Here is a 21,396-nt window from a genome sequence, read left to right as displayed (position 1 = left end):
CCAGCTGTGAAAGTCAAGCCGAAACACGCGTTCCTAGCCCTGCTGTCGTCACTGGCCGTGTGCCTGGGGGTGACTTTCGCGGTCTCGGGCAGTGCCTCGGCCGCCAACATCCTGACCAACCCGGGCTTCGAACTCGGGACCACGAGTGGCTGGACCTGTTCCGGCGCGTCCTCGGTGGTCACCACGCCGGTCCACTCGGGCACCCGCGCGCTCAGCGCGACCCCGGCGGGCCAGAACAACGCCCGCTGCACGCAGAGCGTGCCGGTGAAGGCCAACACCGCGTACACGCTTTCGGCGTGGGTGCAGGGCAGCTACACCTATCTGGGCGTCACGGGCACCGGGACGGGTGACAAGAACACCTGGACCCCCGGCGGCGCCAGCTGGAGCCAGCTCTCGCTGAGCTTCACCACCGGGGCGGCCACCACCAGCGTCGACATCTACCTGCACGGCTGGTACGGCCAGCCCGCCTACTTCGCGGACGACGTCAACCTCGACGGACCCGGCGGCTCGCCGACCACAACCCCGACGACACCGACGACGACCACCACGAGCAACTCGCCGACCACGACCACCACCCCGACGACACCGACGACCACGACGACCAACCCGAACCCCGGCAACCTGCCGAAGCACGTGATCACCGGGTACTGGCAGAACTTCTACAACGGCGCGAAGGCGCTCAAACTCGCTGACGTCCCGACGAAATACAACATCATCGCCGTGTCCTTCGCCGACGCGACGGCCACGCCGGGCGCGGTCACCTTCACCCTCGACTCGGGTCTGTCGAGCCAGCTCGGTGGCTACACCGACGCGCAGTTCAAGGCCGACATCAAGACGGCGCAGGCGCGCGGGCAGAAGGTCATCCTGTCGGTCGGTGGTGAGAAGGGCACGATCCGCGTCGACTCCTCGGCCGCGGCGACCAACTTCTCCAACAGCATGAAGTCGCTCATCGCGACCTACGGTTTCGACGGCGTCGACATCGACCTCGAGAACGGCGTCAACGCGACCTACATGGCGCAGTCGCTGCGGGCGATCCACGCCGCGGGCGGCACGGTCATCACCATGGCGCCGCAGACGATCGACATGCAGAACCCGGCGGCCGAGTACTTCAAGCTGGCGCTGAACGTCAAGGACATCCTGACGATCGTGAACATGCAGTACTACAACAGCGGCGCGATGCTCGGCTGCGACCAGAAGGTCTACTCGCAGGGCACGGTCGACTTCCTCACCGCGCTGGCCTGCATCCAGCTGCAGAGCGGCCTGCGTGCCGACCAGGTCGGTCTCGGCCTGCCCGCCTCGGGTTCCGCCGCGGGTGGTGGCTACCAGGCGCCCGGCAACACGGTCAACGCGCTGAACTGCCTGGCGAAGGGCACGAACTGCGGTTCGTTCAAGCCTTCGACGACCTACCCGACGATCCGGGGCGCGATGACCTGGTCGATCAACTGGGACGCCTCGCAGGGCTACGCCTGGTCGAACACGGTGAGCGCGGGCCTGGCAGGCCTCCCGTGATGATCCGCTAGACCGGGGCGGGTGCCGGCGTCGCGCGGGCGACGGCACCCGCCTCTTCCATGCCCGCGTTTAGTCCTCTAGTTGCGGTACTTGCGCACGCAAGTACCGCAACTAGAGGACTAAACGCCGCCGAACCCGGAGCCGATCACAGTACGTCGTGGTTCATCGCGGTCCCGCCGTCCGGTAGTCGCCGAGGTCGAGCGTCTTCGTCCGGCGGTCGTACTCGGTCACCAGGCCCGGCCAGTTCGTGCTCACCCTGCCGTTCTCCTGGCGGTACCAGCTGGCGCAGGTCGTCCAGACGCTGTGGCCGAGCCGTCGCTGAATTTCCTTGTCGTAGCGGTCTTCCACCTCGGGCGCGACGTCCATATAGGACACCTCGGGCCGGTTGAGGTGTTCGACGGCCTGCCGGATGTAGCGTGCCTGCCGTTCGATCATGTAGATGATGGAGCCCGCGCCGAGGTTCGTGTTGGGACCGTAGACGCAGAACAGGTTCGGGAAACCCGGTACGGTCATGCCGAGGTACGCCCGCGCGCCGCCCTTCCACGCATCGGACAGCGACCGGCCGCCGAGACCTCGCACCTTGAGTTCGCCCAGGAAATCCGTTGCCGCGAAACCGGTTCCGTAGACGATGACGTCGGCCTCGTGCTCGACGCCGTCCTCGGTGAGCAGCCCGGACGGCGTGATCGCGCTGATGCGGCGCGTCTCCACCGCGACGTTGTGCTGCGCGAGTGCGGGCAGGTACTCGTTGGTGAACAGGATCCGCTTGCAGCCAAGGGGATAGTCCGGGGTGAGCTTCTCGCGTAGCGCCCGGTCCTTGATGTGGCGGCGGCGCAACTGGGCCGTCCGCAGTTCGAAGACCTTGGCCAGCAAAGGATGCTTAATCATCGCGTAGGTCGCGTACTCGGCGAGGAGGAAGATCCGGAGCCTGCCGAGCAGCTGCGTGGCCGGAAGGTGCCGGAACAGCCGCTGCTGCCAGCGCCGGTAGCGGGTGTCCCGTTTGGCCATGATGTAGGGCGCGGTGCGCTGGAACACCGTCAGTTCACCGGCCTGGCGCTGGAGTTCGGGCACGAACTGGATCGCGCTCGCGCCGGTGCCGATCACCGTGACCTTCTTACCGCGCAGGTCGACGTCGTGCTCCCAGCGCGCGGAGTGGAAACTGGCGCCCTCGAAGGTGTCCTGGCCGGGGATGTCCGGCTGGACCGGCCGCGAAAGCTGTCCGACGGCGGGGACGAAGACCTTTGCCTCGAAGGTCTCGCCGCCCGCGGTCTCCACACGCCAGAGCCCGCGTTTGTCGTCGAATGCCGCGCCGGTGGCCCTGGTGCCGAAGCGGATGTGCGGTTCGAGTCCGTAGCGACGCACCACGCGTTCGAGGTACTCGTGGATGTCGGGTTGCAGCGAGAACCGCCTCGGCCAGTCGGGATTGGGCTCGTAGGAGAACGAGTACAGCGGCGACGGGATGTCGCAGCCCGCGCCGGGATAGGTGTTCTCCCGCCAGACGCCGCCCGGTTCGGCGGCGCTCTCCAGGATGACGAAGTCGTCGATCCCGGCGCGTTTGAGTTCGATCGCCGTCCCGACCCCGCCGAACCCCGCGCCGACGATCAGCACGCTTGTCTTCGATGCCCCAGTGCCCATGACGATCGAAGTTACGCAGGGGTCAGCCCGCCCGGAAGTGCCCGACCGGCCACTGAATCGAGATTTCCGGCCACGCCCCCTGTCGCGATTAGTCCTCTAGTTGCGGTAGTTGGTAGTACGAACTAGCGCAACTGGAGGACTAATTGCACCGTGTGGGTCTCGGCCTTCGGATGCGCCCAGGTCAGGAGGGAGTGAGCGGAGCTTTCGAGTGTGTCCAGGTCGCGCTTGGGGATGCGTTCGAACGGCGTGATCGCGACCGAAGCGGCCTTTTTCGCCACCTTGATCTCCCAGCTGCCCTTCACGAATCCGTCGACCAGGATGGTGCCCTTGACCAGGCCGTTCTGCGTGATGACGACCTTGCGGTGCTCGTCGCTGATCACCCGGGTGCGGTCAGCGTAGGACAGGACGGTCTGGTCGAACGGCCCCAGTAACCGCACCGGCGCGGGAGTCTCGGGATCCGGGCGCGGAGCGTCAGGCAAGTCGAACAGTTCGCGTCCGTTCTCGTCGCGGAACGTCCGCAGTTCCGGCCGCAGCCGCTCGGCGACCTCGCCGAGTTTCGTGATCCCGGCCCACGCCTGCGCGTCCTGGACGCTCGCGGGCCCGAACGCGGCCAGGTAGCGTTGGAACATCGCTTCCGGCGATGGCGTCGCGTCCGGTTCGGCGCCGAGCCAGTCCCGGGTGGTCTGGTACGTCGGCTGCCCGGACTTCCCCCAGATCCCGCGCGGCGGGATCTGCACCAGCGGCAGCAGCGCCCGCGCGACGTGCACCAGCGCCGACGGTCCCGCGCTTTCCCAGCGGCCCGCGAGTTCCGCGCCGAGTTCCGCGGACGACAACGGGCGCTCGCCGAGCAGTTTGCGCGCGGTGCGGGCGATCTCCTGGTGATCGAGACCCTTGATCTCCGGGGTGAACTGGGTGTTGTCCATCGAGCGGTCGTAGAGGGGCTGCACGACCGGCCGCCACGCCAGCGCGTCCGACGGCGTGACCAGGTGGACCGTGCCGCGCATGAGCGCGATCCGCACGACACTCCTGTCGAGCAGCAGGTTCGCCAGATCTTCCTGGCGGAACCCGTGCAACCGCGTCCACAGCGCGAAGTACGGCGGGTTCGGCGCCTGCGCCTGCAAGCCGGCGAGATGCTCGACCGCTTCGAGCGCGGTCATTTTCGAACGCCGGAGCAGCAGTTGCCGGTCCAGCATGGCGCGGTTCAGGGCGCGCCTGCTCAACGTGTCGGACATGCCGCTCACCTTAAACGGGATCGAGGACAGTTCCGGTCCTCAATGCGAGAGCTGCTGCCGGGATTCATAATCCCGGCCATGGAACTACCGCCGCCGGTGATCCGGGACTGGGACTACCCGCGCGGCACGGCGAGCATCGTGCTCATGGCCCGCTTCGCGGCCGAGAACGGCGTCGAGGGGCTGAAGGCCTACGAGCGCGCTCCGGTGGACGGTCAAGTCGACGCGCGCCAGGAACTCGCGGTGGTCCGCGACCTGATCCGGGGCCTCGGCGGCGGGGACGACGTCGCGCTGCGGCTGAGCAGACGGTACCGCGTCAGCGCGTTCGGCATCTTCGGCTTCGCGTGCATCAGCAGCCCGACGCTGGGCGACGCGATGCGGTTCGCCCTGCGCTACCTGGACCTGAGCTTCACTTTCTGCATCCCGCACGTGACCGTCGAGGCCGGGCGGCTCGCGCTGACCATGGACGACAGTCGCGTGCCCGGCGACGTCGCCCGCTTCCTGGTACTGCGCGACCTCGGCGCCATCCACACCGTCATGCGCGACATCCTGCCGGACATCTCCCTGCGCTCCTTGGCGTTCCGGCACGAGCGACCATCCACAGTGGACGAATACGTGCGGACCTTCGGGCTGGCGCCGTCGTTCTCGGCGCTGTCGCACGTCGCCGCGCTCGACCCGCTCTTCCTCGACAGACCGCTGCCGCAGGCCAACGACCAGACGGTCGCGGTCTGTGCCGCGCAATGCGATCTGCTGGTGTCCCGGAAACGGGAGCGGTCCGGGATCGCCCAGCAGGTCAGGGAACGGCTGGTGCGGCTCGGCGGGGTGGACGCCGGGATGGACGAGGTCGCGCGACGGCTCGCGCTCAGCCCTCGCACGCTGCGGCGAAGGCTGTTCGAGGCCGGGACAGGCTACCGCGCGCTGCTGGACGAGGTCCGCCAGGCGCTGGCGGAGGAGATGCTCGACACCGGCGCGCTCAGCGTCGAGGACGTCGCGCTGCGGCTGGGCTACGCCGAGGCGTCGAGTTTCATCTACGCCTTCAAACGCTGGAAGGGGATGACTCCGGCGGCCTATGCCCGGCGGAACGCGTTGCGAGCACGGCCGGGTAGGTGACCCGAAGCAGGTGCCCGATCGAATCGGTCAGGAAGATCCGCAGTTCCTCCCGGCCGAGGGTGCCGCGGATCAGCCACTCGCGTGACGCGGCGCGCAGCATCCCGCCGTAGGAACGGATCATCGCGCGGAGTTCTTCGCGGCCCTCGGTGATGTCACTCATCAGCGCGGCCGCGAGCACGCGGTCGGCGGCGATCTCGTCGCCCTCCAGCATGATCCGCTCGACGTCCGGGTCGCGGCCGACGGCCTCCTGGCCGATCGCGGTCAGCCACGCCTGCTCGTTGCGTTCGACGACCTCGATCCAGTGCCGCACGCTGATCGCGAGCCGCTCCTCGGCGGTCGTGTCTGGCAGGTTCTCGATCACCGGCGCCGGCACGATCATCATCTGCCGGACGACTTCCAGGTACAGCTCCCGTTTGCCGCCGAAGTAGTGGTTGATCAGCGGCCTCGCCACCCCGGCGGCCTTCGCGATGTCCGACGTCGACACGGAGGCGTACGTGCCCGCGCCGAACAGCCGCCGCGCCGCCGCCAGGATCTCGGCACGCCGGGCGGCCGGTTCGAGGCGGCGCCGCCGGATCTCCGGGTCGGTGCTCATGGGCCGAGCGTAACCGTTTCACGTGAGCGCTTGCCGTTACTCATTCGGAACAACCGGTAGGTAACCCTCCGGGGTCCGGCGGCGACGTTCGGGGCGGGGGGACCGTGTGGCATGGGCAGGGACGAATGACCAGTGCTGAGCGCGATCCGGTCCGCCGTGCGGGACGGTGGGTCAGTGTGCGTCTGCAGCACCGCGACGTCCTCATCCGAGGTGACATCGCGGACGAACGCGTCTCCTACGCGGGGATCGTGATCACCAGTTTCGAGAACGGTATCGAGGTCGGCGAACGCTGGATCCCGCTCGGCGTCGATCCGTCGGAGGCGGACGACGAACAGCTCATCCAGCAGTTGCGGGACGCGCTGATCTGGCAGGCGCGGCGCCCGCCCCAGGCCGCGGGGGAGTAGCCGAAGGGAACTTTCCCCGCATCTGATGGGGGGAAAGCGCCCTTCACCGCGTCACACGCGGGGAAAGTCCCCTTCAGCTCCGCGGGAGAGGGTCACTGCGTCCGGAGGCCGTCGAACGCGATCTTGCACACCGCGTCCGCCAGTTCCGTCCCCGCCGAACCCCGGCGCGGCCGGTACCACTCGATCAGCGAGTTCACCATGCCGTACAGCAGCCGAGCGGTGACCGCGGGATCGATGTCGGGCCGCACGTCGCCCTCGGTTTCGGCCTGTTTCACCAGTTCCGTGACCAGCCGGTCGAATTCGCGCCGCCGCGCCAGCGCCGCCCGCTCGATCTTGGTGTTGCCCCGCACCCGCAGCAGCAGCGTCACGAACGGCAGTTGCTCGACCAGCACGAGAACACTGCCCCGCACCAGATGCTCGAGTTTCTCGATCGCCTTGCCCTCGAAGGACTCCGTCTCGGCGGCGACGGCGAACAGGCCGTTCAGCGCGCGGTCGACGGCGAGCCGCAGCAACTCCTCCTTGCTCGGCACGTGATGGTAGATCGCGGATTTCGTGATGCCGAGCTTGCGGGAGAGGTCTTCCATGCTGGTGCCGTCGTAGCCGCGTTCGTTGAACAGCCTGACCGCGACCTGCAGCAGCGACTCGAGGTCGTAGCCGGGGCGTCCCCGGCGGGCGGGGCTGGTCACCCGCGGTCCCGCTCGTCGAGTACGCGCCGCATCTTGCCAAGCGACCGCTCCAGGGTGTCCGGGTCGACCACCTCGACGCCGACGCTCACGCCGACCCCGTCCTTGACCCCGGCGATCAGCCGGGCGGCGGCCTGTTCGCGCTGCTCGGCGGATACGTCCGGACGCGCTTCGACGCGGACGGTCAGGTGGTCCATCCGGCCTTTCGTGGACCGGATCAGCTGGAAATGCGGCGCGAGCGCGGGGGTCACCAGCACGACTTCCTCGATCTGCGTGGGGAAGACGTTGACGCCACGCAGGATGATCATGTCATCGCTGCGCCCGGTCACCTTCTCCATCCGCCGGTACGACGGCCGCGCGGTGCCCGGCAGCAGCCGGGTGAGGTCACGGGTGCGGTACCGGATGATCGGCAGCGCCTGTTTGGTGAGCGAGGTGAACAGCAGTTCGCCGGTGTCGTCGATGGGCTTCTCGGTGAACGGGTCGATCACTTCGGGGTAGAAGTGGTCCTCCCAGATGTGCAGGCCGTCCTTGGTCTCGACGCATTCCTGCGCGACGCCGGGGCCCATCACCTCGGACAGGCCGTAGATGTCGACGGCGTCGATGCCGACGCGGTCCTCGATCTCCGTGCGCATCTGCTCGGTCCACGGCTCCGCGCCGAAGATGCCGACCTTGAGCGAACTCGACCGCGCGTCGATGCCCTGTCGCTCGAACTCGTCGAGCAGCGTGAGCAGGTACGACGGGGTGACCATGATGATCTCGGGTTTGAAGTCGGTGATGATCTGCACCTGGCGCGCGGTCATCCCGCCGGACGCGGGGATCACCGTGCAGCCCAGTTTTTCGGCGCCGTAGTGCGCGCCGAGACCGCCGGTGAACAACCCGTAGCCGTAGGCCACGTGGACCTTGTCGCCCGGCCGCCCGCCCGCCGCGCGGATCGACCGCGCCATCACCGTGGCCCAGGTGTCGATGTCCTCGGCGGTGTAGCCGACGACGGTCGGTTTGCCGGTGGTGCCGCTGGACGCGTGAATCCGGCTCACCTGTGACTCGGGGACGGCGAACATGCCGAACGGGTAGTTGTCGCGCAGGTCCTGTTTGGTGGTGAACGGGAACTTCGCCAGGTCTTTCAGCGCCTTGCAGTCGTCCGGGCGGACGCCCGCCTCGTCGAACTTCCTGGTGTAGAACGGCACGTTGTCGTAGGCGTGCCGCAGCGTCCACCGAAGGCGCGTCAGTTGCAGCGCCTGGAGTTCGTCGATGGTCAGGTTTTCGGCGTCGTCGCTGAAAGTCATCGGTTGGGTGCCTTCTCGATGATGCGGCTGCGGCCGCGGAACTCGGCGACGACTTCCGGCCCTTCAGGGGTCTCCCGGTGCACGGTGACGTCGTAGATGCCGTTGCGGCCGTAGCGGGTCCGCTCGGTGGCGGTGGCGACGAGGTGGTCGCCGAGCCGTCCGGCGGCGATGAAGGAGATCTCCGCGCCGGAAGCGACGGTCGCCGGGCCGTGGCTGTTGCAGGCGCAGGCGAACGTCGTGTCGGCGAGCAGGAACACGTAGCCACCGTGCGCGATGTCGTGTCCGTTCACCATCGTCTCGGTGATCTTCATGGAGGCGACCGCGTGCCCTTCGGCGGCCTTGATCAGCTCGATGCCCAGCGCGTTCGACGCCCGGTCGCCGGTGAACATCGCGTGGGCCGCGTTGGTAGTCAAGGCACCGCCTCGTGAGTTACTGACCGAATGGACGGTTGTTGAAGGGTGTCGCCAGTAAAGGTGCGACGTCGCGCAGATGTCAAGGGTCCACCGCCGTCCGGGGGTTTGCAAGTGCCGGGTCACGAGCTAGAGTGAATTACTGAACGGACGGTCTGTAATTAAACCCACCACGTGAAGGGTCGACCCCATGGCTTTGCTGCGCAGCTACGTCTCCGGCGGATGGCACACGTCGGAAAACGACGGCGTACCGCTGCACGACGCCTCGACCGGTGAGGAGGTCGCCCGTGTCTCGTCCGACGGCATCGACTTCGCGGCCGCACTGGACCACGGCCGCCGCACCGGCGGTCCCGCGCTGCGTGAGCTGACCTTCCACCAGCGTGCCGCGCTGCTGAAGGCGCTGGCCTCCCACCTGCGTGAACACCGCGGCGAGCTGTACGCGCTGTCGGCCAGGACCGGCGCGACCAAGGGCGACTCGATGGTCGACATCGACGGCGGCATCGGCGTGCTGTTCGCCTACTCCAGCAAGGGCAAGCGCGAGCTGCCGAACGACACCGTCTACGTCGACGGCAACGTCGAGCCGCTGAGCAAGGGCGGAACTTTCGTCGCCCAGCACATCGCCGTGCCGCTGCGCGGTGTCGCCGTCCAGATCAACGCGTTCAACTTCCCCGTCTGGGGCCCGCTGGAGAAGTTCGCGCCCGCGTTCCTCGCCGGGGTGCCGAGTCTGATCAAGCCCGCCAGTCAGACCGCGTACCTGACCGCGCGGCTGGTCGAGATCATCATCGAGTCCGGCATCCTGCCCGAGGGCACACTGCAGTTCGTCGCGGGCAGCGTCGGCGACCTGCTCGACCACGTCACCGCGCAGGACCTCGTCTCGTTCACCGGCTCCGCGTCCACCGCGCAGAAGCTCCGCGTGCACCCGGCGGTCGTGCGCAACTCCGTCCGGTTCAACGCCGAGGCCGACTCACTGAACCTGTCGATCCTCGGCCCGGACGCCGAACCCGGCACCACCGAGTTCGACCTGTTCGTCAAGCAGCTCACCACCGAGATGACGGTCAAGGCGGGTCAGAAGTGCACCGCCATCCGCCGCGCCTTCGTGCCCGCCGGCCTGCTGGACGCCGTCGCCGAGGCCGCGAGCGCGCGGTTGGCGAAGGTCACCGTCGGCAACCCGACGGCCGAAGGTGTGCGCATGGGCGCGCTGGCCAGCCTGGAGCAGCGTGAGGAGGTCCGGCGGTCGCTGAAGGCGCTGCTGGACGTCGGCACGGTCGTCTTCGGCGACCCGGAGCAGGTCGAGGTCGTCGGCGCGGACGCCGAGCGTGGCGCCTTCCTCTCGCCGGTCCTGTTGAAGGCCGACCCCGAGCGTTCCGAGCCGCACGAGGTCGAGGCGTTCGGCCCGGTGTCGACGCTGCTGCCCTACACCTCGACCGAGCAGGTCATCGAGCTCGCCGCGCGGGGTGGCGGCAGCCTGGTCGGCTCGATCGTCACCGCCGACGCGGGGTTCGCCCGCGAGGTCGTCCTCGGTGTCGCGCCGTACCACGGCCGCCTGCTGGTGCTGGACGCCGACGACGCCAAGGAGTCGACGGGCCACGGTTCGCCGATGCCGCAGCTGGTCCACGGCGGTCCCGGCCGCGCCGGTGGCGGCGAGGAGATGGGCGGCGTCCGCGGCGTGCTGCACCATATGCAGCGCACCGCCGTCCAGGGCAGTCCGAAAGTGCTCAGCGCCGTCACCGGCCGCTGGGTCGCCGGCGCCCCGCGCACCGAAGGCGACGTCCACCCGTTCCGGAAGTCCTTGGCGGAGCTGAAGATCGGTGACTCCGTCGTCGCCGGGCCGCGCGAGGTCCTGCAATCCGACGTCGACCACTTCGCCGAGTTCACCGGCGACACCTTCTACGCCCACACCGATCCCGAGGCCGCGGCGGCGAACCCGCTGTTCGGCGGGATCGTGGCGCACGGGTACCTCGTGGTGTCCTTCGCCGCGGGCCTGTTCGTCTCGCCGGAACCCGGCCCGGTGCTGGCCAACTACGGCCTGGAGAACCTGCGGTTCCTCACCCCGGTCAAGGTCGGCGACACCCTCACGGTGACCCTGACCGCCAAGCAGATCACCCCGCGCATCGACCAGGAGTACGGCGAGGTCCGCTGGGACGCCGACGTCACCAACGCCGACGGTGACTCGGTCGCCAAGTACGACGTCCTCACCCTGGTGGCGAAGGAGCAGTCATGACGGCCACATTGCCGGAGGAAGATCTCGAACGGCACTTCGAGGCGACCATCGAGCGCGACCAGCGCATCGAGCCCCGCGACTGGGTGCCCGAGGGCTACCGCAAGACGATGATCCGCCAGATCGCGCAGCACGCGCATTCGGAGATCATCGGCATGCAACCCGAGGGCAACTGGATCACCCGCGCGCCTTCCTTGCGGCGCAAGGCGATCCTGCTGGCGAAGGTGCAGGACGAGGCCGGGCACGGGCTGTACCTGTACTCGGCGGCGGCCACACTCGGCGCCGACCGCGCGGATCTGACCGACAAGCTGATCAACGGCAGGCAGAAGTACTCGTCGATCTTCAACTACCCGGCGCTGACCTTCGCCGACGTCGGCGTGGTCGGCTGGCTGGTCGACGGCGCGGCGATCTGCAACCAGGTCCCGCTGTGCCGCAGCTCGTACGGGCCGTACGCCCGCGCCATGATCCGCATCTGCAAGGAGGAGTCCTTCCATCAGCGGCAGGGCTTCGAACTGCTGATGACGATGATGCGGGGCACCGAGAAGCAGCGCGCGATGGTGCAGGAGGCGGTGAACCGCTGGTGGTGGCCGTCGCTGATGATGTTCGGCCCGCCGGACGCGGACTCGCCGAACACCGCGCAGTCGATGGCTTGGAAGGTCAAGCGGCACACCAACGACGAGCTGCGGCAGCGCTTTGTCGACATGTCCATTCCGCAGGCCGAGGCCCTGGGTGTCACCTTTCCGGACCCGGACCTGAAGTGGAACGCCGAACGCGGGCACTACGACTTCGGCGCCGTCGACTGGGACGAGTTCAAGAACGTGTTGAAGGGCAACGGCCCCTGCAACGCTCAGCGCGTCGCGCACCGGCGGCGGGCACAGGAAGACGGCGCTTGGGTGCGCGAGGCAGCCTCGGCGCACGCAGCGAAGAAGGGTTCGTGATGAAACACGACTGGCCGTTGTACGAGGTGTTCGTCCGGGGCAAGCGCGGCCTGAACCACGTGCACGTGGGTTCGCTGCACGCGGCGGACGACGACATGGCGTTGCACCACGCGCGGGATCTGTACACCCGCCGCAACGAAGGCGTGTCGATCTGGGTCGTGCGGGCTTCGGACATCACGGCGTCCTCTCCGGACGAGAAGGATCCGTTCTTCGCGCCCAGCGGCGACAAGGTGTACCGGCACCCGACGTTCTACGACATCCCCGACAACGTCCCCCACATCTGACATGAGCTTCGACAACGCCTATGAGGCGATCGCCGAAGAAAACGACTCCCGCTGGGCGTTCGGCACCGGGTTCGAGGATCCGCTGTCCGGTGTGGACACCACGGTCCCGTCCGGTGTGGACGGTCACCGCCTCGCCGCCTACTGCCTGATGCTCGGCGACGACGCGCTGATCTTCTCGCACCGGCTGCAGGAGTGGTGCACGAACGCGCCCGAACTCGAGGACGAGGTCGCGATCGCCAACATCGCGCTCGACCTGCTCGGGCAGGCGCGGCTGCTGCTGGCCCGCGCGGGCAAGGCCGACGGGAGCGAGCGCTCGGAGGATTCCTACGCGTTCTTCCGGAGTGAGCAGGAGTACCGCAACGTCCGGCTCACCGAACTCGAAGGCGGGCACTTCGGACATCTGATCGCGCGGCTGCTGGTTTTCTCCATCTGGCGGCTCGCGCTGCTACAACAGCTTCAGTCCTCTGTGGACCCCGTGCTCGCGGCCATCGCGGACAAGGGCGTCAAAGAGGTCGCCTACCACCGCGACTACGCGGCACAGTGGGCGGTCCGGCTGGGTGACGGAACCGAGTTGTCGCGCACCCGCATGCAGGAAGGTCTCGACGCGGTCTGGCCCTACACCGGCGAGCTTTTCACGGCACACGAGGTCGAATTCGTCGCGGCACCGTCGCTGCGGCCCGAGTTCGACGCGATCCTGGACCAGGTGCTCGCCGCCGCGACCCTGACGCGGCCCGAAATCGGCGCGCTCGCCGGGGTGTCGGGCCGGATGGGCCGCGACGGCGTGCACACCGAGCGGATGGGCTTCCTGCTGGCTGAGCTGCAGAGCGTCGCCAGGGAACATCCGGACGCGACATGGTGACCGCGTACGCCGTGGCGGCCACGGTCACCGATCCGGAAATGCCGATGCTCACCCTCGCCGACCTCGGCGTCCTGCGCGAAGTGTCCGAATCCGGCGGTCGCGTGGTCGTCGCGATCACCCCGACCTACACCGGTTGCCCGGCGATGGACACCATGCGTGACGACCTCGTCCACGCGCTGACCAACGCGGGCTACGGCGAGGTCGAGGTCCGCACGGTGCTGCGGCCGGCGTGGTCCACCGACTGGATCACCGACGACGGCAAACGGAAGCTGGCCGAGGCCGGGATCGCGCCGCCGGGGGCCGCGCCGCGGCGGACCGGCCCGATCCCGCTCACGTTGAGCCCGCCGGTGTCCTCGGTCCGGTGCCCGCATTGTGGTTCCGCGGATACCGAGGAGCAGTCCCGGTTCAGCGCGACAGCGTGCAAAGCCCTGCGCCGCTGCCGGTTCTGCCTCGAACCGTTCGAACACGTCAAGGAGATCTAGTGACTGCCACTCTCCGCCGCACGGGCTTTCACACCCTGAAGGTGTCCGACGTCCAGCGCCTGTGCGACGACGCCGTCGCGGTGACCTTCGACGTGCCCGAAGACCTCGCGGACACCTTCCGCTTCAAGGCGGGTCAGTCGCTGACCCTGCGCCGCGAGATCGACGGCCGCGATGAACGCCGGTCGTACTCGATCTGCGCGCCCGCCGGCGCGGCGCCACGCGTCGGCATACGCGAGGTGCCGGGTGGGCTGTTCTCGTCGTGGCTCGTGCGCGACGTGCGGCTCGGCGACGAGATCGAGGTCGCGGCGCCGACCGGTCATTTCACCCCGGACCTGGCAGCGGCGGGGCATCACGTGCTCGTCGCGGCCGGATCCGGGATCACGCCGGTGCTGTCGATCGCGTCTTCGCTGCTCGGCGATTCCGATGCCACGGTGACCGTGCTTTACGGCAACCGCCGCACGGACACCGTCATGTTCGCCGACGACCTCGCGGACCTGAAGGACCGTTATCCCGCGCGGCTCGAACTCGTCCATGTCCTCTCCCGCGAGCCGCGTGAGGCCGAACTGTTCACCGGCCGCCTCGACGTCGAGAAGCTGCGGCGCCTGTGCACGGTGCTGATCCCGGTCGAGGACGTCGCGCACTGGTGGCTTTGCGGACCGTTCGAGATGGTGACCGGCGCGCAGGAACTGCTGCGCTCGCTGGACGTCCCCGACGAGAACATCCATCAGGAACTGTTCTATGTGGACACCCCGCCGGAGCCGGTGCACCACGTCGATCCGGCCGTCGTGGGGTCCGCCAGCGAGGTCACGCTGGTCCTCGACGGCCGGTCGACGACGATGACACTGCCGCGCGACTCCTCCCTGCTCGACGGCGCGCAGAAGTACCGGCCGGACCTGCCGTTCGCTTGCAAGGGCGGGGTATGCGGGACCTGCCGGGCGAAGATCTGCGACGGCAAGGTGGACATGCGGCGCAACTTCGCACTGGAGAAGGCCGAAGTCGACGCCGGGTTCGTGCTCACCTGCCAGTCCGTGCCCGTCTCCGAGGCCGTCACCGTGGACTTCGACGCCTAACAGCGATCTCGCGTGTTTGAACCCGTAACACGCCACTGTAGGTGTTACGGGGCCAACCACACGCACCGGGCATGTCGCGAAAGACGCCACCTTCGCCGCAACCCTCAATAGATTTCCAACCATCGGGTGATGCCGAGGTCCTTCAGGAACGGCCGGTCGTGGCTCGCCACGATCAGCGCGCCCCGATAGGCCCGCAACGCCTCGGTGAGTCGCCTGACACTCGCCAGGTCGAGGTTGTTCGTCGGTTCGTCGAGCAGCAGCAGTTTCGGTGTCGGTTCCGTGAGCAGCAACGCCGCCAGCGCCGCGCGGAACCGTTCCCCGCCGGACAGTGACGCCACCTCACGGTCGGCCGTCGCGCCCCGGAACAGGAACCGGGCCAGCCGGGCGCGGATCTCGTTGTCGGTGAGCGACGGCGCGACGGTCCGGACGTTGTCCACTATGGACAGTGTGTCGTCGAGGACGTCGAGCCGCTGGGGGAGAAGCCGGGCGGGGACGAACAGCCCCACCTCGCCCGAACGCGGCGGGAGTTCGCCGGTGATCGTGCGGAGCAGGGTGGTCTTGCCGGAACCGTTCGGGCCGACGAGCGCGATCCGCTCGGGCCCCATGACGTGCAGGTTCACCGGCGGGCCGAACCGGGGGACGGCGTCGATCCGGAGCACGTCGTTCCCCGGGAACACCAGGGTTTCCGGGAGTTCGACCCGGATCTCGGCGTCCTCGCGCACCAGTTTCTCGACGGCTTTCAGTGTTTCGACGGCGCCTTCCAGTCTGTCGGTGTGCAGGTTCCGGTGCTTGCCCGCCGCGATCTGTGCGTCCTCCTGGCGTTTGCGCATCCGGACCTTGGGTTCGCGTTTCTGGTCCCACATCTTCTGGCCGTAGCGGGCCCGCCGGGCGAGCTTCATCCCGGCCTCGATCAGCTCCCGCTTCTGTCGTTTGACGTCGGATTCCGCAGCCCGGACATGCCGCCGCGCGGCTTCCTGGGCCACCTCGACGGCGTGCTCGTAGTCCGCGAGGTTTCCGCCGTAGGTGGTGACGTCGCCGTCGCGGATCTCGTCGATCCGGTCGACCAGCTGGAGCAGCTCGCGGTCGTGGGAGACCACCACGAGGATCCCGCTCCAGCCCGCCACCTCCCGGTGCACGACTTCACGGGCCCGAAGGTCGAGGTTGTTCGTGGGTTCGTCGAGCAGCAGCACGGCCGGTCGGCGCAGGAGCAGGGCGGCCAGCCCGAGCAGCGTGAGTTCGCCGCCGGACAGTTCGCCCGCCCGCTCGTCCAGGCGGACGGCACCCAAACCGAGCCTGTCGAGGATCGCGCGAGTGCGTTCCTCGACGTCCCAGTTGTCGCCGATGGTGGCGAAATCCTCTTCGGTGGCGTCACCACTCTCGACAGCCCTGATCGCCGCGCGGATCGCGGTGACGCCCAGCACGTCGTCGACGCGGCGGCCGGTGTCGAGGATGAGGTTCTGCGGCAGGTAGCCGATTTCCCCCGGCGCGGTGACCGAGCCGGACTCGGGCCGCAGCCTGCCCGCGAGCAGCCTGAGCAGGGTGGACTTGCCGGAACCGTTCGTGCCGACGAGGCCGGTGCGGCCGATACCTACGGTGAGCGAGAGGTGTTCGAAGACCGGGCCGCCGTCGGGCCAGGTGAAGGTGACGTCGGAAAGCGTCAGTGAAGTAGACATGAGACTCCCTGCGAAGGAGGTGGAATGCGGGCGCAGGTCCGTCTCACAAGATCATCGGGCCAGGATAGACCGCGCGCGGCTCCGGTGCGACCGATTTGGCGGGGGCATACTGGCGGACGTGATCGAACGCCCTCACGTCCTGCTGTCCGCCGCGGTCTCCCTGGACGGCTACCTCGACGACGCGACCGACACCCGGTTGGTGCTGTCCAACGAGGACGACTGGGCGAGGGTGGACGGGCTGCGCGCGGCCTCGGACGCGATCCTGGTCGGCGCGAACACCGTCCGGGCCGACAATCCCCGGCTGCTGGTCCGCTCCCCCGGACTGGTTCGCGAGCGGGTCGCCGCCGGGCGGTCGGAACAGCCGGTCAAGGTCACGCTCACGCGGAGCGGGTCACTCGATCCGGCGGTGCAGTTCTTCACCGTCGGTGACGCGGAGAAGCTGGTCTATGCCCCGCCAGGCGTCGTCACCGGGGTGAAGGCGACCGTGGTCGAAGCTTTCGGCCTACGGGAAATGCTGGCCGACCTCCACGCCCGCGGCGTGCGGCGGCTGATGGTCGAGGGCGGCGGCGCGATCCACACGCAGTTCCTCACCGAGGGACTGGTCGACGAACTGCACTTGGCCATCGCACCGTTCTTCGTCGGCGACCCGCGAGCGCCGAGGTTCACCGGGCCCGGCGCGTTCCCCCGAGGGCTGACGCTGACCCGGACGACGAAGCTGGGTGACATGGCCGTGCTGGAGTACCACGCCACGCCCGAACCGTCCGAAGTGGACATTCTGCGGCTGCGTGAGGCCATCGCCTTGGCCGACAACTGCCCGCCGCGCACTTTCCGCGTCGGCGCGGTCATCGCCGACACCGACGGCGAAGTGATCTCCACCGGCTACTCGGGCGACGGCGATCCGAACGACCACGCCGAAGAAGCCGCGCTCGCCAAGCTCGAACCAGGAGACCCGAGGCTGGCGGAGGCGACGATGTACACGTCGCTGGAGCCGTGCAGCTCCCGGACCTCACATCCGAGGAGCTGCACCCAGCTCATCCTCGACGCCGGTATCCCGCGCGTCGTGTTCGCCTGGCGCGAGCCGTCGGTGTTCGTCGACTGCGTCGGCGCCGAAACGCTGGAAGCGGCCGGACGCCGGGTGATCGAGGTACCAGCCCTCGCCGCCGACGTCCGCCGCGCGAACACCCATATCCCGGGTGTCCGCCCCTGACCTACTTGCAGGCGTCGCAGCAGCCGCAGCCCTGACCGGTGCAAGCCGAGCAGCAACCGTGGCGAAGCACGACCTTCAACAAGCGCTTGATCATCGCTGTCCTTCCGATCGTTGACGTCCCACCGCCCCTGTCACGCTAAGTTCTGCGCATACGACAGTGGTACCGCCGGGAGGGCCAAGAGACTGCTCCAGCGGGTGACGTCAGGATTCGAGGTCCCCCTCCAACGAGAGGTAGACCTCGCGCAGCTGAGCCAAAAGATCGGCGTCCGGCTCCGCCCAGAGCCCTCGATCGGCCGCCTCGTTCAGGCGCTCGATGATGCCGCGCAGCGCCCACGGATTGGCCTGGCGCAAGAACTCCTGATTGACCTCGTCCAGTACGTAGGATTCGGTGAGCTTCTCGTACATCCAGTCGCCGACCACCCCGGCGGTGGCGTCGAAACCGAAGAGGTAATCGACCGTCGCCGCCAGCTCGAAGGCGCCCTTGTAGCCGTGCTTGCGCATCGCGGCCAGCCAGCGCGGGTTGACCACGCGGGCGCGGAAGACACGGGCGGTCTCCTCGCCGAGGGTGCGGGTGCGGACGGCGTCCGGAGTGGTGCTGTCGCCGACGTAGGACGCCGGAGCGGTCCCGGTGAGCGCGCGGACCGTCGCGATCATCCCGCCGTGGTACTGGAAGTAGTCGTCGGAATCGGCGATGTCATGCTCACGGGTGTCGGTGTTCTTGGCCGCGACCACGATCCGCTTGTACGAGTTCTCCATGTCCTCGCGCGCCGGCCTGCCGTCGAGGTCTCGGCCGTAGGCGAAGCCGCCCCAGACCGCGTAGACCTCGGCGAGATCCTTGTCGTCGCGCCAGTTCCCGGAGTCCATCAGCGGCAGCAGGCCCGCGCCGTACGCGCCGGGCTTGGAGCCGAAGATCCTCGTGGTGGCCCGGCGTTCGTCACCGTGCGCGGCCAGATCCGCGCGCGTGTGGGCGCGCACGAAGTTCTGCTCGTCCGGTTCGTCGAGGTTCGCCACGAGACGGACGGCGTCGTCCATCAGGGCGATCACGTGCGGGAAGGCGTCGCGGAAGAAACCGCTGATCCGCACGGTGACGTCGACGCGCGGGCGGCCGAGTTCGGCGAGCGGGATGGCCTCGATCCCGGTGACACGGCGCGACGCCTCGTCCCAGACCGGCTGGACACCCAGCAGCGCCAGGACTTCCGCCGCGTCGTCGCCCGAGGTGCGCATGGCCGACGTGCCCCAGACCGAGAGGCCGACCGAACGCGGCCAGTCGCCGGTGTCCTCCTTGTAGCGGCGAAGAAGTGAGTCGGCCAGTGCCTGCCCGGTCTCCCACGCGAGACGGCTCGGGATGGCCTTCGGGTCGACGGTGTAGAAGTTCCGGCCGGTCGGCAGCACGTTGATCAAGCCGCGCAGGGGAGAACCGCTGGGGCCCGCCGGGATGTAGCCGCCGTCCAGCGCGTGGAGCACGGCGTCGATCTCGGCGCCGGTGCCCGCCAGGCGCGGCACGACCTCGGTGGCGGCGAAGGTCAGCACGCGGGCGACCTCCTGGTGTTCCGGGACGTCGGCGACGACCTCGGCGACGGCGGCGGGAGACCAGTCGCGGGCCTCCATCGCCTCGACGAGCGAGCGCGCCTTCTGCTCGATGGCGTCCACTTCGGACAGTGGGGCGTCGCTGTTCTCCTTCAACCCCAAGGCGGAGCGAAGGCCCGGAACGGCACCCTGTTTGCCGCCCCACATCTGCTGGGCACGCAGCATCGCGAGCACGAGGTTGATCCGCGCCGCACCTTCCGGCGCGGCACCGAGGATGTGCAGGCCGTCGCGGATCTGGGCGTCCTTGACCTCGCACAGCCAGCCGTCGATGTGCAGCAGGAAGTCGTCGAACTCCGCGTCGTGCGGGCGTTCCTCGACACCGAGGTCGTGGTCGAGCTTCGCGGCCTGGATCAGCGTCCAGATCTGCGCGCGGACCGCGGGCAGCTTCGCCGGGTCCATCGCGGCGATGTTGGCGTGCTCGTCGAGAAGCTGTTCCAGGCGGGCCATGTCGCCGTAGCTCTCGGCGCGGGCCATCGGCGGGATCAGATGGTCGACGATCGTGGCGTGCGCGCGCCGTTTCGCCTGCGCGCCCTCACCGGGGTCGTTGATCAGGAACGGGTAGATCAGCGGCAGGTTGCCGAGGACGGCGTCCGGCGCGCAGGAGTCCGAGAGGCCCGCGGTCTTGCCGGGAAGCCATTCCAGCGAACCGTGCTTGCCGAGGTGGACGACGGCGTGCGCGCCGAACTCCTCCTCCAGCCAGCGGTAGGCGGCGAAATAGTGGTGGCTCGGCGGGAGGTCCGGGTTGTGGTAGATCGCCACCGGGTTCTCGCCGAACCCGCGGGGCGGCTGGATCATCAGGATGACGTTGCCGGACTGTAGCGACGCCAGGACGATGTCGCCGTTGTCGACGTAGAGCTCGCCGGGGGCGGGCCCCCAGTGCTCCTCCATCCCTTCGCGCAGTTCCGCGGGCAGCCCGGCGAACCACTCGCGGTACTTGTCGGCCGGGACGCGGATCGGGTTGCCGGACAGCTGCTCCTCGGTCAGCCATTCCGGATCCTGGCCGCCCGCGGCGATGAGCGCGTGGATCAGCGCGTCACCGTCCGGCTGATCGGTGCCGGTGGGCTCGACGCCGGGGAACGGGTCCTCGCCGAGGTCGTAGCCCCGGTCGCGCATGCGACGCAGCAGTTCGATCGCGGACGCGGGCGTGTCGAGGCCGACGGCGTTGCCGACGCGAGAGTGCTTCGTCGGGTAGGCCGACAGCATCAGCGCGATCTTGCGCTCCTGGGGCGGCGTGTGCCGCAGTCGGGCGTGCGCCAGCGCGATCTCGGCGACGCGGGACGCGCGCTCGGTGTCCGGCACGTACTTGGGGAGGCCGTCGTCATCGATTTCCTTGAACGAGAACGGGACGGTGATCAGGCGGCCGTCGAACTCGGGGACGGCCATCTGGTTGCCCGCGTCGAGCGGGGAGAGCCCGTCGTCGTTCGCCGACCAGGTCTCGCGGTCGCTGGTGAGGCACAGCGCCTGCAGAATCGGGATGTCGAGCGCGGCCATCTCGGCGACGTCCCATGCCTCGTCGTCCCCGCCCGCCCCGACCTCGGAGGGCTTGGTGCCGCCGGCGGCCAGCACGGTCACGAGAAGCGCGTCGGCCTTCGCCAGCTCGGCCATCATCTCCGGCTCGCGGGTGCGCAGGGACGCGCAGTGGACCGGGAGCGCGCGGCCCCCGGCGTCCTCGATGGCGTCGGAGAGGGCGTGGACGAACTCGGTGTTGCCGGACAGGTGGTGCGCGCGGTAGTAGAGGATCGCGATGACCGGGCCGCTTGTTCGCCGGGGTGTGCGCTCGAGGACTCCCCAGAGCGGCTGCACCGCGGGCGGCTCGAAGCCGTCACCGGTGAGCAGGAGCGTGTCGCTCAGGAAGCGGTGCAGCTGTGTGAGGTTCTCGGGCCCACCCTGCGCGAGGTACGCGTGAGCCTCGGCAGCCGTCCCGGCCGGTACCGTCGAGAGCTTCATGAGCTGCGCGTCCGGCGTCTGCTCGCCGCCGAGGACGACCACGTGCGCGCCACTCGCGCGGACCGTGTCGAGCCCGTCGGACCAGCTACGCTCGGACCCGAGGATCCGGACGACGACGATCTGGGCGCCGTCGAGCAGAGCGGGCAACTCGGCGAGGTCGAGCCGGGCGGGGTTGGCCAGCCGGTAGTCGGCCTCACCGGCGCGGGCGCTGAGCAGGTCGGTGTCCGAAGTGGACAGAAGCAGGATCACGGCAGTCCTCACTCGGGGTGTCCGCGCCCC

Annotated in this window: 18 protein-coding genes; 10 read left to right on the top strand and 8 right to left on the bottom strand. The window is 68.8% G+C overall.

The window, feature by feature from the left end; translation table 11 throughout:
- The first annotated feature begins 6 nt into the window (after positions 1–6).
- On the top strand, positions 7–1,509 hold the full coding sequence (locus tag ACM6LU_RS29875) for a chitinase (protein WP_414941135.1): 1,503 nt from the start codon (positions 7–9) through the stop codon (positions 1,507–1,509).
- A 162-nt stretch (positions 1,510–1,671) separates the two neighbouring features.
- On the opposite strand, the gene ACM6LU_RS29870 is transcribed toward ACM6LU_RS29875, so the two are convergent.
- Together ACM6LU_RS29870 and ACM6LU_RS29865 are read right to left on the bottom strand one after the other, a co-directional pair.
- Positions 1,672–3,141, bottom strand: coding sequence for a flavin-containing monooxygenase (locus ACM6LU_RS29870; RefSeq protein ID WP_414941133.1), 1,470 nt, complete (start codon positions 3,139–3,141; stop codon positions 1,672–1,674).
- A 122-nt stretch (positions 3,142–3,263) separates the two neighbouring features.
- The gene (locus ACM6LU_RS29865; protein ID WP_414941132.1) at positions 3,264–4,373 is read right to left on the bottom strand and encodes a winged helix DNA-binding domain-containing protein; all 1,110 of its coding nucleotides are present in this window, start codon (positions 4,371–4,373) and stop codon (positions 3,264–3,266) included.
- A 78-nt stretch (positions 4,374–4,451) separates the two neighbouring features.
- On the opposite strand from ACM6LU_RS29865, the gene ACM6LU_RS29860 reads away from it, so the two are divergent.
- A complete protein-coding gene (locus ACM6LU_RS29860; RefSeq protein ID WP_414941130.1) occupies positions 4,452–5,480 on the top strand; it encodes an AraC family transcriptional regulator ligand-binding domain-containing protein in 1,029 nt (342 codons plus the stop codon).
- Here ACM6LU_RS29860 and ACM6LU_RS29855 read toward each other — a convergent pair.
- Complete coding sequence (locus ACM6LU_RS29855; RefSeq protein ID WP_414941129.1) at positions 5,407–6,072, bottom strand: TetR/AcrR family transcriptional regulator; 666 nt, start codon at positions 6,070–6,072, stop codon at positions 5,407–5,409. The two genes, ACM6LU_RS29860 and ACM6LU_RS29855, sit on opposite strands and share 74 nt — an antisense overlap.
- Positions 6,073–6,197: 125 nt before the next feature.
- Here ACM6LU_RS29855 and ACM6LU_RS29850 point away from each other — a divergent pair, with 125 nt between their 5' ends.
- On the top strand, positions 6,198–6,476 hold the full coding sequence (locus tag ACM6LU_RS29850) for a hypothetical protein (protein WP_414941128.1): 279 nt from the start codon (positions 6,198–6,200) through the stop codon (positions 6,474–6,476).
- Between the two features lie 92 nt (positions 6,477–6,568).
- On the opposite strand, the gene ACM6LU_RS29845 is transcribed toward ACM6LU_RS29850, so the two are convergent.
- The 3 genes from ACM6LU_RS29845 to paaI are packed head-to-tail and all read right to left on the bottom strand — an operon-like array spanning position 6,569 to position 8,831.
- Positions 6,569–7,162 carry a TetR/AcrR family transcriptional regulator gene (locus ACM6LU_RS29845; RefSeq protein ID WP_414941127.1) on the bottom strand — a complete coding sequence of 198 codons (594 nt, stop codon included), beginning with the start codon at positions 7,160–7,162 and terminating at the stop codon, positions 6,569–6,571.
- A complete protein-coding gene (paaK, locus tag ACM6LU_RS29840; protein ID WP_414941126.1) occupies positions 7,159–8,442 on the bottom strand; it encodes a phenylacetate--CoA ligase PaaK in 1,284 nt (427 codons plus the stop codon). Before paaK ends, ACM6LU_RS29845 begins: the two co-directional genes overlap by 4 nt.
- Complete coding sequence (paaI, locus tag ACM6LU_RS29835) at positions 8,439–8,831, bottom strand: hydroxyphenylacetyl-CoA thioesterase PaaI (protein ID WP_414941193.1); 393 nt, start codon at positions 8,829–8,831, stop codon at positions 8,439–8,441. Before paaI ends, paaK begins: the two co-directional genes overlap by 4 nt.
- A gap of 211 nt (positions 8,832–9,042) precedes the next feature.
- Here paaI and paaZ point away from each other — a divergent pair, with 211 nt between their 5' ends.
- Genes paaZ through paaE form a run of 6 tightly spaced genes read left to right on the top strand, consistent with a single transcriptional unit; the run spans position 9,043 to position 14,703 of the window.
- A complete protein-coding gene (paaZ, locus tag ACM6LU_RS29830) occupies positions 9,043–11,073 on the top strand; it encodes a phenylacetic acid degradation bifunctional protein PaaZ (protein WP_414941125.1) in 2,031 nt (676 codons plus the stop codon).
- Positions 11,070–12,008 carry a 1,2-phenylacetyl-CoA epoxidase subunit PaaA gene (gene paaA, locus ACM6LU_RS29825; protein WP_414941124.1) on the top strand — a complete coding sequence of 313 codons (939 nt, stop codon included), beginning with the start codon at positions 11,070–11,072 and terminating at the stop codon, positions 12,006–12,008. Before paaZ ends, paaA begins: the two co-directional genes overlap by 4 nt.
- Positions 12,008–12,292, top strand: coding sequence for a 1,2-phenylacetyl-CoA epoxidase subunit PaaB (paaB, locus tag ACM6LU_RS29820; protein WP_005168080.1), 285 nt, complete (start codon positions 12,008–12,010; stop codon positions 12,290–12,292). Before paaA ends, paaB begins: the two co-directional genes overlap by 1 nt.
- A gap of 1 nt (position 12,293) precedes the next feature.
- The gene (paaC, locus tag ACM6LU_RS29815) at positions 12,294–13,151 is read left to right on the top strand and encodes a 1,2-phenylacetyl-CoA epoxidase subunit PaaC (RefSeq protein ID WP_414941123.1); all 858 of its coding nucleotides are present in this window, start codon (positions 12,294–12,296) and stop codon (positions 13,149–13,151) included.
- Positions 13,145–13,633, top strand: coding sequence for a 1,2-phenylacetyl-CoA epoxidase subunit PaaD (paaD, locus tag ACM6LU_RS29810; protein WP_414941122.1), 489 nt, complete (start codon positions 13,145–13,147; stop codon positions 13,631–13,633). The genes paaC and paaD overlap by 7 nt, the downstream gene beginning before the upstream one ends.
- Complete coding sequence (gene paaE / locus ACM6LU_RS29805) at positions 13,633–14,703, top strand: 1,2-phenylacetyl-CoA epoxidase subunit PaaE (RefSeq protein ID WP_414941121.1); 1,071 nt, start codon at positions 13,633–13,635, stop codon at positions 14,701–14,703. The genes paaD and paaE overlap by 1 nt, the downstream gene beginning before the upstream one ends.
- 104 nt (positions 14,704–14,807) lie before the next feature.
- Here the strand turns inward: paaE and ACM6LU_RS29800 are convergent, their stop codons facing one another.
- Positions 14,808–16,376 carry an ATP-binding cassette domain-containing protein gene (locus ACM6LU_RS29800; protein ID WP_414941120.1) on the bottom strand — a complete coding sequence of 523 codons (1,569 nt, stop codon included), beginning with the start codon at positions 16,374–16,376 and terminating at the stop codon, positions 14,808–14,810.
- A 118-nt stretch (positions 16,377–16,494) separates the two neighbouring features.
- Here ACM6LU_RS29800 and ACM6LU_RS29795 point away from each other — a divergent pair, with 118 nt between their 5' ends.
- Positions 16,495–17,583 (top strand): dihydrofolate reductase family protein, encoded by a 1,089-nt coding sequence (locus ACM6LU_RS29795; protein ID WP_414941119.1) that lies wholly within the window; start codon positions 16,495–16,497, stop codon positions 17,581–17,583.
- Positions 17,584–17,784: 201 nt separating this feature from the next.
- Here the strand turns inward: ACM6LU_RS29795 and cobN are convergent, their stop codons facing one another.
- Positions 17,785–21,366 (bottom strand): cobaltochelatase subunit CobN, encoded by a 3,582-nt coding sequence (gene cobN / locus ACM6LU_RS29790; RefSeq protein WP_414941118.1) that lies wholly within the window; start codon positions 21,364–21,366, stop codon positions 17,785–17,787.
- Between the last annotated feature and the right edge of the window lie 30 nt (positions 21,367–21,396).

This window comes from Amycolatopsis sp. cmx-11-51, from assembly GCF_047608665.1.
Taxonomy (GTDB): Bacteria; Actinomycetota; Actinomycetes; order Mycobacteriales; family Pseudonocardiaceae; genus Amycolatopsis.
The sequence above is the reverse complement of the archived record's forward strand: the minus strand, read 5'-3'. Positions and strand labels throughout refer to the sequence as shown.

What these genes read in the sequence shown, in the direction of transcription:
- paaZ (WP_414941125.1), top strand. Translation starts at nt 9,043, where the DNA reads ATGGCTTTGCTGCGCAGCTACGTCTCCGGCGGATGGCACACGTCGGAA.
- paaB (WP_005168080.1), top strand. Translation starts at nt 12,008, where the DNA reads ATGAAACACGACTGGCCGTTGTACGAGGTGTTCGTCCGGGGCAAGCGC.
- ACM6LU_RS29855 (WP_414941129.1), bottom strand. Translation starts at nt 6,072, where the DNA reads ATGAGCACCGACCCGGAGATCCGGCGGCGCCGCCTCGAACCGGCCGCC.
- ACM6LU_RS29800 (WP_414941120.1), bottom strand. Translation starts at nt 16,376, where the DNA reads ATGTCTACTTCACTGACGCTTTCCGACGTCACCTTCACCTGGCCCGAC.
- ACM6LU_RS29860 (WP_414941130.1), top strand. Translation starts at nt 4,452, where the DNA reads ATGGAACTACCGCCGCCGGTGATCCGGGACTGGGACTACCCGCGCGGC.
- ACM6LU_RS29865 (WP_414941132.1), bottom strand. Translation starts at nt 4,373, where the DNA reads ATGTCCGACACGTTGAGCAGGCGCGCCCTGAACCGCGCCATGCTGGAC.
- paaA (WP_414941124.1), top strand. Translation starts at nt 11,070, where the DNA reads ATGACGGCCACATTGCCGGAGGAAGATCTCGAACGGCACTTCGAGGCG.
- paaI (WP_414941193.1), bottom strand. Translation starts at nt 8,831, where the DNA reads ATGTTCACCGGCGACCGGGCGTCGAACGCGCTGGGCATCGAGCTGATC.
- paaK (WP_414941126.1), bottom strand. Translation starts at nt 8,442, where the DNA reads ATGACTTTCAGCGACGACGCCGAAAACCTGACCATCGACGAACTCCAG.
- paaD (WP_414941122.1), top strand. Translation starts at nt 13,145, where the DNA reads ATGGTGACCGCGTACGCCGTGGCGGCCACGGTCACCGATCCGGAAATG.
- ACM6LU_RS29870 (WP_414941133.1), bottom strand. Translation starts at nt 3,141, where the DNA reads ATGGGCACTGGGGCATCGAAGACAAGCGTGCTGATCGTCGGCGCGGGG.
- paaC (WP_414941123.1), top strand. Translation starts at nt 12,294, where the DNA reads ATGAGCTTCGACAACGCCTATGAGGCGATCGCCGAAGAAAACGACTCC.
- ACM6LU_RS29850 (WP_414941128.1), top strand. Translation starts at nt 6,198, where the DNA reads ATGACCAGTGCTGAGCGCGATCCGGTCCGCCGTGCGGGACGGTGGGTC.